The sequence below is a fragment of the Abyssisolibacter sp. ZYX002 genome (assembly GCF_056892235.1).
Genome location: NZ_JARMXH010000003.1, coordinates 419,371 through 433,367 on the forward strand (window position 1 = coordinate 419,371; position 13,997 = coordinate 433,367).

The 13,997-nt window shown below is 30.8% G+C and carries 11 protein-coding genes and 1 other annotated feature; of the genes, 6 read left to right on the forward strand and 5 right to left on the reverse strand.

The genetic code is table 11. From position 1 onward, the window contains the following. Nucleotides 1–32 precede the first annotated feature (32 nt). From P3X86_RS12000 to P3X86_RS12010, 3 genes are read left to right on the forward strand one after another with little or no spacing between them, the layout of a single operon-like run. Nucleotides 33–755 (forward strand): response regulator transcription factor, encoded by a 723-nt coding sequence (locus P3X86_RS12000; protein WP_483292934.1) that lies wholly within the window; start codon nt 33–35, stop codon nt 753–755. Then, entirely contained in the window at nt 755–2,167 is a 1,413-nt protein-coding gene (locus P3X86_RS12005) for a sensor histidine kinase (protein ID WP_483292935.1), read from the forward strand. Before P3X86_RS12000 ends, P3X86_RS12005 begins: the two co-directional genes overlap by 1 nt. Nucleotides 2,168–2,190: 23 nt before the next feature. Next, nucleotides 2,191–3,420, forward strand: coding sequence for an MFS transporter (locus P3X86_RS12010; RefSeq protein ID WP_483292936.1), 1,230 nt, complete (start codon nt 2,191–2,193; stop codon nt 3,418–3,420). Nucleotides 3,421–3,515: 95 nt separating this feature from the next. On the opposite strand, the gene P3X86_RS12015 is transcribed toward P3X86_RS12010, so the two are convergent. From P3X86_RS12015 to P3X86_RS12035, 5 genes are all read right to left on the reverse strand, one after another. Then, entirely contained in the window at nt 3,516–3,734 is a 219-nt protein-coding gene (locus P3X86_RS12015) for a hypothetical protein (protein WP_483292937.1), read from the reverse strand. Nucleotides 3,735–4,033: 299 nt separating this feature from the next. Then, entirely contained in the window at nt 4,034–5,314 is a 1,281-nt protein-coding gene (locus P3X86_RS12020) for a metallopeptidase TldD-related protein (protein WP_483292938.1), read from the reverse strand. Then, a complete protein-coding gene (locus tag P3X86_RS12025; RefSeq protein WP_483292939.1) occupies nt 5,314–6,693 on the reverse strand; it encodes a TldD/PmbA family protein in 1,380 nt (459 codons plus the stop codon). Before P3X86_RS12025 ends, P3X86_RS12020 begins: the two co-directional genes overlap by 1 nt. Before the next feature lie 215 nt (nt 6,694–6,908). Then, nucleotides 6,909–8,669 (reverse strand): arginine--tRNA ligase, encoded by a 1,761-nt coding sequence (argS, locus tag P3X86_RS12030; RefSeq protein WP_483292940.1) that lies wholly within the window; start codon nt 8,667–8,669, stop codon nt 6,909–6,911. A 50-nt stretch (nt 8,670–8,719) separates the two neighbouring features. Further along, nucleotides 8,720–8,948, reverse strand: a binding site (T-box leader). A 14-nt stretch (nt 8,949–8,962) separates the two neighbouring features. Next, entirely contained in the window at nt 8,963–9,715 is a 753-nt protein-coding gene (locus P3X86_RS12035) for a class I SAM-dependent methyltransferase (protein WP_483292941.1), read from the reverse strand. Nucleotides 9,716–9,993: 278 nt separating this feature from the next. On the opposite strand from P3X86_RS12035, the gene P3X86_RS12040 reads away from it, so the two are divergent. The 3 genes from P3X86_RS12040 (at nt 9,994) to P3X86_RS12050 (ending at nt 13,896) form a co-directional block, all read left to right on the forward strand. Further along, nucleotides 9,994–10,893, forward strand: coding sequence for a glycyl-radical enzyme activating protein (locus P3X86_RS12040; protein ID WP_483292942.1), 900 nt, complete (start codon nt 9,994–9,996; stop codon nt 10,891–10,893). Between the two features lie 3 nt (nt 10,894–10,896). Further along, entirely contained in the window at nt 10,897–13,257 is a 2,361-nt protein-coding gene (hypD, locus tag P3X86_RS12045) for a trans-4-hydroxy-L-proline dehydratase (protein ID WP_483292943.1), read from the forward strand. An 81-nt stretch (nt 13,258–13,338) separates the two neighbouring features. After that, nucleotides 13,339–13,896, forward strand: coding sequence for a hypothetical protein (locus P3X86_RS12050; RefSeq protein ID WP_483292944.1), 558 nt, complete (start codon nt 13,339–13,341; stop codon nt 13,894–13,896). The last annotated feature ends 101 nt before the right edge of the window (nt 13,897–13,997 follow it).

The following is a 13,997-nucleotide window of genomic DNA, read 5'->3' on the forward strand; positions in this document are numbered from 1 at the left end:
ATAGTAGAAGATATAATAATAGGGAGGATTTTATGAGCGAGCGAATATTAATAGTAGATGACGAAAAAGATATAGTAAATCTTTTAGAGCTATACCTTGAATCAGAAGGATATACAGTAGTGAAAGCTTATAATGGTATTGATGCACTAAAATTTATTAAAGAGCAGAGTATTGATATGGCTATACTTGATATAATGATGCCAGGCATTGACGGTTATAGATTGATTAAAAAAATAAGAGAAAATTACAAAATACCGATTCTCATGTTATCAGCCAAACGTGAACATCATGATAAGATTTTAGGTTTAGAGTTAGGTGCAGATGATTATATGACAAAGCCATTTAATCCCATGGAGGTCATTGCGCGTATAAAGGCTCAATTACGTAGATGTAGTAAGTACAATAATACCAAGAGGCAAGTAGAGAGTGATTATCTACAGCTTGGAAACCTAAGACTGGATTTACCAAGTTGTACACTGTATAAAGATGGTAATAGTATAGAACTGACATCTCGTGAATTCCTAATACTAAAAATGCTCATGCAAAACCCATCAAGAGTGTTTACAAAAAAACAGATATTTGAAGAAGTCTGGAAAGATCAATTTTATGGTGATGATAACACCATAATGGTGCATATAAGTAATCTTAGAAATAAAATAGAGCAAAATCCAAAGCAACCTGTTTATATTAAAACAATTAGAGGGTTAGGTTATAAAATAGATAATATTAAGTTAAATAAAGGTAGTGAAAGTTAATGAAGAGATCAAGGAACAAGGGCATATTTGCTCTGATAGTCAAGAACTATATGTTATCCTTATTTATCATGTTAATATCTTCTTTAATTATAGTACTAGGAGTAGTTAATTATACAACAAAAGAAATACAAGATAATAAAGTTATGAAAGTAGTAGCTTCTAAACTTGTCAGAGCAGACTACGAAAACATAGACATAAGTAGTATTAAAGATATTGGTGGATGGGTCGAAATATTGGATGAAAAACTAGATGTTATCTATGTCAAAGGTGATAAGAAAGACATAATAAAACATTATACTAGGGATGATATTTTTAATATATTAGATATAACCAAAAACAATCATGATAGATACCATGGCACAATACAGCAATTCAAAAAAGATGATAGGACTTACTACTGTGTAGTCAAAATTCCTTTAGATAGTGTAAAGGTAAATTATAGTTTTATAAACGCACCGTATAAATTTATGAAGGCAGTATACGATCCAATAATTGCAGGATTGATATTAATAATTATTAGTATCATAATAAATACAATATTTTATGGGAGATGGACATCAAAGAGGATTATCAAACCTCTTCATAAATTAATGAATGGAATAAAAGTAATGACATCGGGGAATTACAGCATGAGACTTGATTTTAAAGCAGAGAGAGAATACTTACTTATACGTGATGCATTTAATGATATGGCTGGGACTATAGAAAAAACACAGAAGGAAAAAAAGAAGCTAGAAGCGAGTAAAATGAGACTGCTTGCTGATGTGTCACATGATATTAAGACACCTATGACTACTATCATAGGTTATATAAAGGCTTTAAAAGATGGGATAGTAAAAGAAAAAGACAAAGAATCATGTTACGAGACAATATATAAAAAATCACAAAGAGTAGATCAATTAATCAATGATATGTTTGACTATGTGAAGCTTGAAAATGTTGATTATAATGTTTATAAAAAAGAGAATAATTTTACAGAATTTTTACGTCAAATAGTTGCAGAATATTATCAACAAATGGAAGATAAAGATTTTAAAGTTATACTTAACATACCAAGTGAAATTATTAATGTTAGTTTTGATAACCATCTAATGAACTCTGCTATCGCAAATATATTAGAAAATGTAATAAAATACAACCCAAAGAATACAAAGGTAAGAATAGAACTATATAGAAAGAAGGACAAAGTCTATCTGGAAATAGCTGACGACGGAGTAGGTATACCACAAGATGTAAAAGAACATTTATTTGATCCTTTTGTCAGAGGAGATAAAGTCAGAAAAAGTGATGGTGGTTCAGGGCTTGGACTAGCTATAAGTAAAAATATTATTGTTAAGCACGGGGGAGATATCAGTGTTAGCAATGGACGAAAGTACGAAGCTACTATGTTTAGGATAAAGTTGGATATATAGGGAACATATTGCAGGGGGAATATATGATAAAAATAGAAAGTAAGGATATAAAAGAGGCTTCGTGGAAGAGAAATTTCGTATTACTTTGGCAGGCACAGTTTATTTCTAATATTGGTAACACCGTATATGATATTGCTTTAGGGTTTTGGATACTTGCTGTAACAGGGTCTACAGGGCTGATGGGGCTATTAATGATGACGGTAACCTTACCACGTATATTTATTTCACCTATTGCTGGTGTAGTTGTAGATAGATACAACCGAAAAAAAATACTTATTATAACAGATGGCATGAGAGGGTTAGTAATAGTTTTTATAGGTATTGGTGCAATAGCTGGATTTATACAAGTATGGATGATTGTATTAGGTGGAGTTATAAATGGAATATGCGGATGTTTTTTTGGACCTACTATAAATTCGTCTATGCCTGATATTGTACCAAATAATAAGTTGATAAAAGCAAATTCAATTACTAGAATTACGAATAGCACTATAAGAATTTCAGGGAATGCTATAGGAGGAAGTTTATTCGAACTTATTGGCGCACCCATATTATTTTTATTCAATGGTATAAGTTATTTGTATGCTACAGTAAGTACTATCTTTATAAAAATACCTGACATTAAGTATAGTAAGAATAAAACGAGCTTTTTTGAAGACTTAAAACTTGGGATAAAATTTGTAAAGAATCTTAGTGGTTTAAAGCATTTATATCTTATAATAGCCTGCCTTAATTTTTTTGGTTCTATGGCGAGAATGTTAATTCTGCCATTTTTTAATAGTAGTAAACAATTAGGACCTACCCTATATGGGATAGCTATAGCTTTTCAAGTAGTAGGAACTTTAGTGGGATTATTTGCAGTGACGATGATTTCATTTAAAAAGCTAAAAAAGTCAACAATTTTTCTTTTTAGTGGTTTAATAACTTCAGTTTGTATGGTTATGGTCTCATTATCAAATAATTTTATAGTGATTACTTTATTACTTGCGATACATAGTTTTGGAATCGCTATTACAAATAGCATAATTCAGAGAACTCTTCAAGCCAATATACCAACTAATATGAGAGGGAAAGTGCATGGATTTAAAAGGACACTATCTACCAGTCTTGTACCATTAGCTATGGGATTGGGCGGGGTATTAGCAGAAGCATTATCTGTTAGATTTATAATAGGAGGAAGCTTTAGTATAGTATTTGTTATTTTTATTTGTACATACTTTATTTCAGCTATAAAAAGATTCATTGATGAATAGAGAATAGTAAGATGGAAATCGGAAAGTTATGATTTAAATGTTGGCTTAATTTTGGGTAGCAACTACTTAATATTATAGGCTGTGTTTTTACCTTATTAATAGAAGAATAAGTCCAGAAAAAACTTTGTGACAATATAGCCAGCTAATATTGATACCATCGTCATTATTGCTTGAATTAAAGTTAAAGTTGGGTTATCATAATATCTTTCTGGTAATAGCGGTATGTTTAAATCTTTATACTTATTTAAATAAAATCTAATAGTGTAATAAAATACAGTAGACACTGCTAATACAATAAATACTGCGTAGTTCATAATTTTTACCCCCAAAGAAATGATAACATATAATTGAGATTATTGCCATAGATTATTAATTTTATTAAATGGATTTAAAGATCGAAGGGGCAGACTTTAAACTTGACTAACTTTATTTTATTATTTAAAGAGTTTATATTAAAAACAGCTATAAATACAAACTTGCTTCATCTGATATATTATTTATAATGCATAAATTTAATAAAATCCTATATTAAAATAAAAAATAATGAAAAGCATAAAATAAAAAATAACCTAGTTTCCTAGGTCATTTTTAGTTAATGATAAAATCATTTAGTTTATCCTGATATAGTTGTACCAGTTGAATGAATCCAAGGTAGAGACGTATTTCCTGCATCAACTGTTTCTGATGATATCGCTTTTATATCGTTGAACAATGAAAATAAATTACCAGAGACCATTGTTTCACTGATTGGGCGAACAATTTTTCCATTTTCAATATAAAATGAATTTTTTGCAACACCTGAGAAGCTACCATCACTACTAGGATGACCTCCAGAAAAACGACAGAACAATATACCTTTATCAACGTTTTTTATAATTTCACTTAAAGATTTCTCACCAGGAGATATAACATGATAGTTACCATAATTATTTGATCTAGATAGATTAGATTTATTTGCACCGTACTGGGTCAACATAAAGTTTTTAAGTACACCTTTGTCAATAATTGGCATATCTTTAGCTTCAAAGCCATCTATGGTAATACATTCGCCTACACTCACAGTTCTAGGATTAGAATACCAACTCAATTTTTCGCTTGCAACTGATTTATTAATTTTATTAAGCAATTTACTCTTTTGACCAATAATTGGAGCATCTTTTAAAGCAATATCTTCATAACCTCTTAATAATTCTAATAAACAATCTGGTGTTATGATAATATCACCAACAAATTTATCACCTAGTGGTTGTGATTCTAACTCTAAAACTGACTGATCAAGCAATGTTCTAATTGAACCAGTTTCCATCAGTTTTTTCTTAAGATCTGTCATGCTGACAATTGTATAGTTGAATGAAGTTATCTTCTCACCATCTTTTGCAGTGAACTCTATTTGAAAATTATAGCTTCCATTGTTTTCAGTTAAATTTAAACCATTTGTGTTAGAAAGAAACCTATTTTTCAGATCAAAGGATAAAATGGCATCACCTGCTATTTTACTATATTGATCCTTCATTTCAGAAGCAAATTCCTTTAAGGAATTATATATTTTATCAAGATCGGGTTCTAATATCCCAATCATGAATTCACCTTCTAATTTATCTGCAATATCATAAGCATCATCTACTGGAGATGCATCAGTTATCAATTGCAACTGTTTAACACCTTCATCAATTGCTAAATCATCAATCTTGTTCAATGTTAAAGTACCTTGTTGTTGGTTTCTGATATACTTAAGTTTTAAAGTTGTATTAACATTTGTACGAAATAAATTAATTTCTCCTGCTTGCGTATTTAACTCATGTTTTTCACTAACAATCAATTCACATTGAGCCTTATCAGCTCCTGCATTTTTCATAGCTTTTAGAGCGTATTCTAACTTATTATTATAATTCATTACTGACCTCCCACATTGATTTTACACTTGATTGCAGGGCCACCCATTGCGGTAGGAATCATTTGTTTCTTGCCACAGAACCCACCAGGTGTCCACTTCATATCGTCTGACACCATTGATACAGATGCTAATACATCAAATGCTTTACCAGAAATCGTCGTGTCTTTAATTGATCTACCGAGTTTACCATTTTTTATTTCATAACCACATGTAACTGCAAACATAAATTCACCAGTAGAATCTGCTTGTCCATTATTTGTTTTAGTAAAATAATAGCCATCTTCAATTGAAGCTATCATTTCTTCTAACTTAGAAGATCCAGGTAAAATACAAGTGTTTCTCATTCGTATAAGAGGCTCATCAGAATAATCCCAGGCTCTTGCATTACCAGTGTTCTCCATTGAAAATTCTAAAGCAGAATCTCTGTTATGTAAATAAGAACCTAAAATACCGTCTTTAATTATCCATGCATCTTTAGACTCAACCCCTTCATCATCTATAAATATTGGGCATGGTAATATTTTTCCATTATAACTATTAGCAAAATCAACTAACGTGATTAATTCACTTGCAACCTTTTCGTTTAAGTAATCTCCAGCGATTGACCCAATTCGCACAAAATCAGCTTCAACAGTATGACCTAATGCTTCATGTGCTAATATACCTGCTAAACTAGCATCTAAAATCACTTCATGAGTACCTGCAGTTGGTATAATACCATTGTTTTTGGCAGACAATTCAGTGTACAATGTGTCAATACCAGACTTCAAATCTTCAATTGATTCAAAAACATCTTCAAAGTGTCCAAATCCACCGAAACTTTCTAGCATACTATTTGGCCCATCATCGTTTGTCATTGTCATTTCAATATATATATTTGTTCTTGGCCAATTTAAATAAGATGTAGTTCCATGAGATGTAATTAAGTTCTTCTCCATGTCAACACATGCTAATATAATCGCTCTAGAAGTTAAGTTAGGATACTTTTCAAAAATATATTTATCTACTTGATTCAAAAATTCTATCAATTGGTTTTGAGAGAGCCTTTTCTTTTTAGTAGAATAATCGTGACTTTCTGCTATCGTTTTCCCTTCATGCATTGGTAAGTTCAAATCCCCTTTAGAAGCCAGAAAATCAGCATTTTTCTTGGCTATATTTAATACCTCATCAATAGTTTCATTATTGACAACGGGATTTGAAGCAAACCCCCAATAACCATTTTTAAAAGTTCTAGCAGAAACTCCACTAGTGATTCTTTTCTCATTTTTTACTAGGTTACCATTTACCAGTTGGATACTCATAAAACGATTTTCTTGCTGTCGTAATTCAGTATATGGTTTAAGTTTTGGTAAATATTTTTCTAAATCAATTTTTTGCACGTATAATCCCCTCCCTTTCATATGTAAATTCAAATAAATCTAATAATTCAAAATAGTTTCTCAATTACTTTATTATAAATCTTTAGGAAAAAAGCGTCAATATAAATTTTGATTTTAAGATTATCTAGTTTGTTGAGGTATAGCGAGCAAAGAGAGATATTAAACAACCTTTTTAAACTAGATAACCTTTGATTTTAAAAAAAAATATTTTTTACCTACATACGTTCTAAAGAATCTATTCCAAGTAACCAAAGTGATTTTTCAAGAACCTTAATGCCTAAACTCAGTAAATTTATCCAAGAAGACTTAAACTCTTTATTATCTTCAGAGATAATTCTAGTTTCATGGTAAAAACGGTTAAACAGAGTACTTACTTCATAAGCATAATCACATATTTTGCTAGGAGAATAATCTCTATAAGCTATATCTATCGTTGAGTTAAACTCGATTAATTTTAGCATGATATTCATTTCAGTTTCACTCTGAGGGTTAGAAATAGTATGGTTAGACCATTCGGATACATCTACTTTTTTAAGAATAGATTTCATTCTTACGATACTGTATTGTATATATGGTCCTGTTTTACCATGAAAATTAGTAAATCTCTCTAGATCAAACACATAATCCTTAGTGAATTGATTAGATAAATCAGAGTATTTTAAAGCAGCTAATCCTACTTTGATAGAAATATCATCTATTAACTCATTATCATAGTTCTCATTTCCTGCTAAAAGTTTTTCTCTAGCACCATTTTCAAGAATTTTGATGACATCTTCAAGACGCATTATACCTCCATCACGTGTTTTGAAAGGCTTTCCATCCTTACCGTTCATGGTTCCAAAACCGATAAATTTAAGATATAAGTTATCTTTTGCTATATTAGATTTTCTAGCGCACCTAAAAACTTGTTCAAAGTGTAGATTTTGTCTTTTATCAACGACATATATTATATCATCAGGGTTATATTCATCAATACGCTGATATATAGTAGTTAAATCAGTAGTACTATATAAAGCGGCACCATCAGATTTCAGTACCATAAAAGGAGGCATTGGTTTTTTATCAGTATCAAGTTCTACGGGAACAATCAAAGCACCATTACTCACCTCTGTTATACCACACTGTTTTAGATAATCTACCACTTTAGGAATACAGCTTTGACAGTCACTTTCACCTTTCCATAGATCAAACTGTACATTTAATTTACCATAGTTTTTCTTTAAATCAGCTATAGATATATCATATATATATTTCCATAGAGCCATATACCCTTTATGACCTTCTTGAAGTTTAGCAGTAGCTAATCTAGCTTCGTCCATTACCTTTGTATTTTCTTTAGCTTTTTTACTACCAGTAGGGTAAATGTCAGATAGCTCATCAATAGTAAGTGGTGGCTCAGATGGATGTCTATCATAATTATCATCAAAATATGGCAGATGAGGTTTTCTTTCCTTAAGCTCAGTTATGACCATGCCCATTTGAAGTCCCCAGTCACCTAAGTGAACATCACTGGTTACATTATGTCCTTTAAATCGATTTATTCTTTTAATGCTTTCGCCAATAATAGCAGAACGTAAATGTCCTACATGTAAAGGTTTAGCAATATTTGCGCCACCATAGTCTACAATGATGGTTTTAGGTGTTTTTTCGTTATCACAACCTAATTTATCATCTTTATACATATCATTGATGTAATCAGTTATAAAGTCATCTGATAGAGTTATATTTATAAAACCAGGTTTTACTACACTTATTTCTTTAAAGTGACTATTGGGTTTTATATTTTTCACAACAGAATGAGCGATGTCTATAGGTGATTTTTTGTAGATTTTAGCAGCAGAAAGACACCCATTACACTGGTATTGACATAAATCAAGTCTATTTGATAAATTGACAATGCCGTATTTTTCATTGTAACCAGCTTTTACAAATCCTTTTTTGAAAATCAATGTTAAAATTTCTGATATTAATTTCATAAAAAACATCCTTTCGTGTTAAGTAAAATATAACAAAAAAACCGCCTCAACAAAGAGACGGGTATATCCGTGGTACCACTCTAATTGGGTATATCTCGTATAAAATATTATCGAGATGTCCCCACTCTAACCAATAACGCAGGCATGCGTTTATCCCTACTGCTATTTCAGGAAAACTCCTCAAAGACTCTCTTCCTCTTTAATAATCTTATGGGCTTACACCAATCCCCACTCGCTAGAAGATATTTTAAAAAGTACTTTTCTTTTCATAGGATTTTATATTTACCTATACACTATTTCTGTGCTATAATCATAAATCTATGACTAATAAAATCAATATAATCTTGTCTTTTTATTACATTGTCTATATAGACTAACTTATCAAAATACTTATCAACAGAGAAATCTTTTATCTGCCAAGGTATGCATTTTAGTAAATAATATGCTAAAGCACATACATCATAAAATCTTACTTTAGTCAAACATTCCTTTTCCTTAACTATGGTAAGTTTTATTGATTTAATATTCTCAGAAAATTTACATAAACAAATATCTAAATATTCACTTTGCTTTGCACCAAACATAGAGTTTATATCAGAATCATTCATACCTCCAACTTGCTGAGTAATGAATATTCCGTCTTTTTTCATGATTCTACTTACTTCATTAGCATTAAAAGATTCATGTCTGTTTATTACTAAATCAAACTTAGAATCATCAAATGGAAGATTTTCATCATCATTAACTTCAAATACTTTGATGCCTAACGGCTTAAGATTGTCTCTAGCTATTTTTATGTTCGGTTTATAACCTTCTGTTGCACATGTCAACTTTGGTAAAGGTTTTAATGAGTATAAGAACTCACCACCGCCAGTTCCCATATCTAGCATAGCGTTGCTACTGTGTAGATGTTTTTCTACTTCAATAGCATAGTTCCAAGGTAATGGGAATTCTTTCATTTTATCACTAATATAACTGAAATCCCAACCTTTAAAATCTACGTTTAAATAATCTTTAATTTTATCATATAATATTTTATTTTTCACTATTTAATCCTCCATTTTAGTCTATTATTAATTTAAGGAACAAACAAATGGAGGGCCTCGAGAACGTTGTTACAGGCCGTCAAATCTTTTGTAATTGTTCATAACTAATTACCTCTCTAAATTTATATTGGTAGTATTGTAACATAATACAATCAATAAGTAAACCCTATAAATATATCTAGATAAAAAGGATTATTATTGTCAATTGTTGAAATATTGTAAGATAAGATTAAAGAATAAAGTAAATAAATGTCCATATTTTTACAAGGAGTGTTGCCATGAATGGTATGATTTTTAATATACAAAAATATAGTATCAACGATGGTCCTGGTATTAGAACAACAGTATTTCTAAAAGGATGTCCACTGGATTGTATATGGTGTCATAATCCTGAGAGCCAAAATACATACAAGGAAATAACTTATGATGATAAAAAGTGTATTAGTTGTAAATCTTGTGTAGACAACTGTAAAAATGGTTGCTTTACAGAAAGTCAAAGTAATATAAGTGTCAACTTTGAAACCTGCAGTATGTGCAGTGAATGTGAAAGTCAATGTCCTTCAGAGGCTATAAAGATATTAGGGCATAGTAAGTCAGTAAAAGAAATAATAGATGAAGTCATAAAGGATAGAATGTTTTATGAAGAATCAGGAGGAGGCGTTACTTTTTCTGGAGGTGAGCCAATGATGCAGATTGACTTTTTGAACAATCTATTAGATCATGCCAAGTCAAAAGGATTGCATACAGCCATAGATACATCAGGCTACTGCAGTGAAGAAGATATAGAAAAAATAATAGGTAAAGTTGATTTATTCCTATATGATATAAAACATATGGATGAAGAAAAGCATATAAAACTCACTGGTCACAGTAATAAACAGATACTAAAAAACCTACAAAAACTAATCACACACTCAAAAAATATTTGGATTCGCATACCTATAATACCAACAATAAATGATGGCATAGAAAATATATTAAAAATAGGAGAGTTTTTAAATTCAATAAATCAAAGAAACGTTTTTTTACTACCTTATCATAATATTTTCAAAGACAAATACACAAAACTTGGTAGAAATTATGCATTAAATGATATTAAAACACGTTCACATGAATATTATGAACAAATAGCTTCATATCTAAAGAAATATAACTTAAATGTTAAGATAGGAGGATAGAAAATGAATGAAAGAGTAAGAAAATTAAGAAAACAGAGTCTTTCATCAGAGCCTAAGATTTCTATAGAAAGAGCTGTATTAGCAACACAGGCATACAAAAAATATCAAGGGAAAGTATCTATACCAGTGTTAAGAGCGTTGTCATTTAAGCATGTGATGGAAAATAAGACCATCTGCATAAATAATCATGAATTGATAGTTGGCGAGAGGGGAGAGTATCCTCAATCAACGCCAACATATCCAGAGCTTTGTTGCCACACATTAGAAGATTTAAAAATTATGAATGATAGACAAAAGATATTATTTAAAGTAAGTGATGAGATTTTAGAACAACAAAAATCACAAATAATACCTTACTGGAAAGATAAATCCATGAGAGCTTTGATATTTAAGCAAATGACATCCGAGTGGAAAGAATGTTACAATGCTGGTATATTTACAGAATTCATGGAACAAAGAGCTCCAGGACATACAGTAGCGGATAATAAAATCTACAAAATGGGTTTTGTGGACTTTAAGAAACAGATACAAAGAGCTTTAGATGATATAGACTATATTTCAGATGTAGATGCGTTTGATAAACAAGAAGAACTTAAAGCTATGATGATTTGTGCAGATGCTATAATTATATTTGCAAAAAGGCACTCTGACTTAGCAAAAGAGATGGCATACAAAGAAGAAAATGAAATGAGGAAATATGAATTATTAGATATAGCAGACATATGTGATTATGTTCCAGCTAATAAACCTAGAACGTTTAGAGAAGCCTTACAGATGTATTGGTTTGTACATCTAGGCGTAATAACAGAATTAAACACATGGGATTCATTTTGCCCGGGAAAACTAGATCAGCATTTATATCCATTTTATGAGAAAGAGATAGAAGAAGGTACACTTACAAGAGAGTCTGCAAAAGAATTGTTAGAGTGCTTTTGGGTTAAGTTCAATAATCAGCCAGCACCTCCTAAAGTAGGTATTACATTAGAGGAAAGTGGGACTTATACAGATTTTTGTAATATAAATATTGGTGGAATTAAGCCAGATGGGACAAATGGAGTAAATGATGTATCATATTTATTGTTAGAAGTTATAAGTGATATGAAAATATTACAGCCAAGTACAAATGTTCAAATTAGTAGAAAAAACCCAGATCATTTTATAAAAAAAGCATTGGAAGTAATAAGAGAAGGAATGGGTTTTCCATCAGTATTTAACACAGATGCAGTAGTAAAGGAGTTAATAAGGCAAGGGAAAAGTCTAGAAGATGCAAGATGTGGAGGTACTAGTGGGTGTGTAGAAGTAGGGTGCTTTGGCAAAGAATCATATATACTAACAGGATATCTTAACCTAGTAAAGATACTAGAAATAACACTTAACAATGGATTAGATACAAGAACAGGAAAAAAGGTAGGTTTAGAAACTGGTCAAATGAATGAGCATACTACGTTTGATGATATACTTAAAGCATTTGGTAAACAGCTAAAATACTTTATAGATATAAAAATAAGGGGTAACAATATAATAGAAATGCTTTATGCTAAGTATATGCCTGCTCCATTCATGTCAATAGTCATAGAGGATTGTATAAAAAAAGGGAGAGATTATAATAACGGAGGAGCAAGATATAATACAAGATATATACAAGGCGTGGGAATAGCAAGTTTAACAGATTCACTATCAGCAATCAAATATCATGTGTATGATAATAAACTAGTAAAGATAAAAGAATTAGTTAATATACTCAATGATAATTTTTTAGGGAATGAAAAATTAAGAAATAGAATAGTAACTAAAACACCTAAATATGGCAATGACCTTGACTATGCTGATGAGATCATGCAGATAGCTTTTGATATGTTCTATAATGCAGTAGATGATAGAAATACAGTTAATGGTGGCAAATACAGAATACAAATGCTACCAACTACATGTCATGTTTACTTTGGAAGTGTAATAGGAGCTTCACCAGATGGTAGAAAAGCTGGGATGCCATTGTCTGAGGGAATATCTCCAGTTCAAGGGGCAGATGTCAATGGACCAACTGCAGTTATAAAATCAGCCTCTAAAATGGATCATTTAAAAACAGGAGGAACGCTATTAAATCAAAAGTTTACACCTGATCTTCTGCATAGCGAAAAAGGAATCGCGAGTATGAAAGAACTAATACGTGTATATTTTAAATTGGATGGTCACCATATCCAGTTTAATGTGGTTGACCTAGATACACTTAAAAAAGCACAAGCTAATCCACAGGAGTATAAAAATCTAATAGTAAGAGTAGCAGGGTATAGCGATTACTTCAATAATTTGAACAAAGAATTACAGGATGAAATAATAACTAGAACAGAACATAGACATTTTTAGTTTAAAAAAGAGTTCTAACGTAGTATAATATTATTGGTGATAAAAATATATAAAGTACCAATAAAGAAAGGAAGAGACGATTTGAGGATAACTCCAAGCACTATAATTTTTGGAAGTCTGATATTTTCACTTATAGGTTTTAGGCTTATAGTAATGTTGAGACTAAAAAAAGCATATGTAAAAGGTTTGAGAAGGTATAATTCATTGTTAATGATTCTTTCCGTTGTATTTATATATCTAGCTTATAGATATTTTAGAGGATACCTAACATATACACCTGATCCGAGTAATCAAACACTGCTAGATGCTTCAGTGTATTTACTAAATGCAATACTTTGGTTCAGTATAGGTGTATTTTGGATATTAAAAGGAGCTGATAAAGACTATATAAATGATATAGGAGTATCTACACAAGAAGGTAGCTTCAATTGGGATAGAATAGGGTCATATAAATGGAGTGCGAAACAGTCAAAGGAAAATAGAAAGGGAGTAACTAGGTATTACGTATTGACTTTTACTACAAAGGAGAAAAAAGGTAGCTTTAAATGGTTAGGTAGTAAAAGTAGAGATGTATCAATGAAAATAAAAGCTGCAGATAGAAAAAAAGTAGATGCTTATATAAAACAAAGATTAGCATAGATAAAAAAGAGTCTCTCAAGTAGACTCTCAGACCGTAGACAAAAGTCTGCAATCCTGATGACTTTGTCATCAATCAAGAGTCTCTAAAGTAGGCTCTTTTT

What these genes read in the sequence shown, in the direction of transcription:
- P3X86_RS12000 (WP_483292934.1), top strand. Translation starts at nt 33, where the DNA reads ATGAGCGAGCGAATATTAATAGTAGATGACGAAAAAGATATAGTAAAT.
- P3X86_RS12005 (WP_483292935.1), top strand. Translation starts at nt 755, where the DNA reads ATGAAGAGATCAAGGAACAAGGGCATATTTGCTCTGATAGTCAAGAAC.
- P3X86_RS12010 (WP_483292936.1), top strand. Translation starts at nt 2,191, where the DNA reads ATGATAAAAATAGAAAGTAAGGATATAAAAGAGGCTTCGTGGAAGAGA.
- P3X86_RS12015 (WP_483292937.1), bottom strand. Translation starts at nt 3,734, where the DNA reads ATGAACTACGCAGTATTTATTGTATTAGCAGTGTCTACTGTATTTTAT.
- P3X86_RS12020 (WP_483292938.1), bottom strand. Translation starts at nt 5,314, where the DNA reads ATGAATTATAATAATAAGTTAGAATACGCTCTAAAAGCTATGAAAAAT.
- argS (WP_483292940.1), bottom strand. Translation starts at nt 8,669, where the DNA reads ATGAAATTAATATCAGAAATTTTAACATTGATTTTCAAAAAAGGATTT.
- P3X86_RS12040 (WP_483292942.1), top strand. Translation starts at nt 9,994, where the DNA reads ATGAATGGTATGATTTTTAATATACAAAAATATAGTATCAACGATGGT.
- hypD (WP_483292943.1), top strand. Translation starts at nt 10,897, where the DNA reads ATGAATGAAAGAGTAAGAAAATTAAGAAAACAGAGTCTTTCATCAGAG.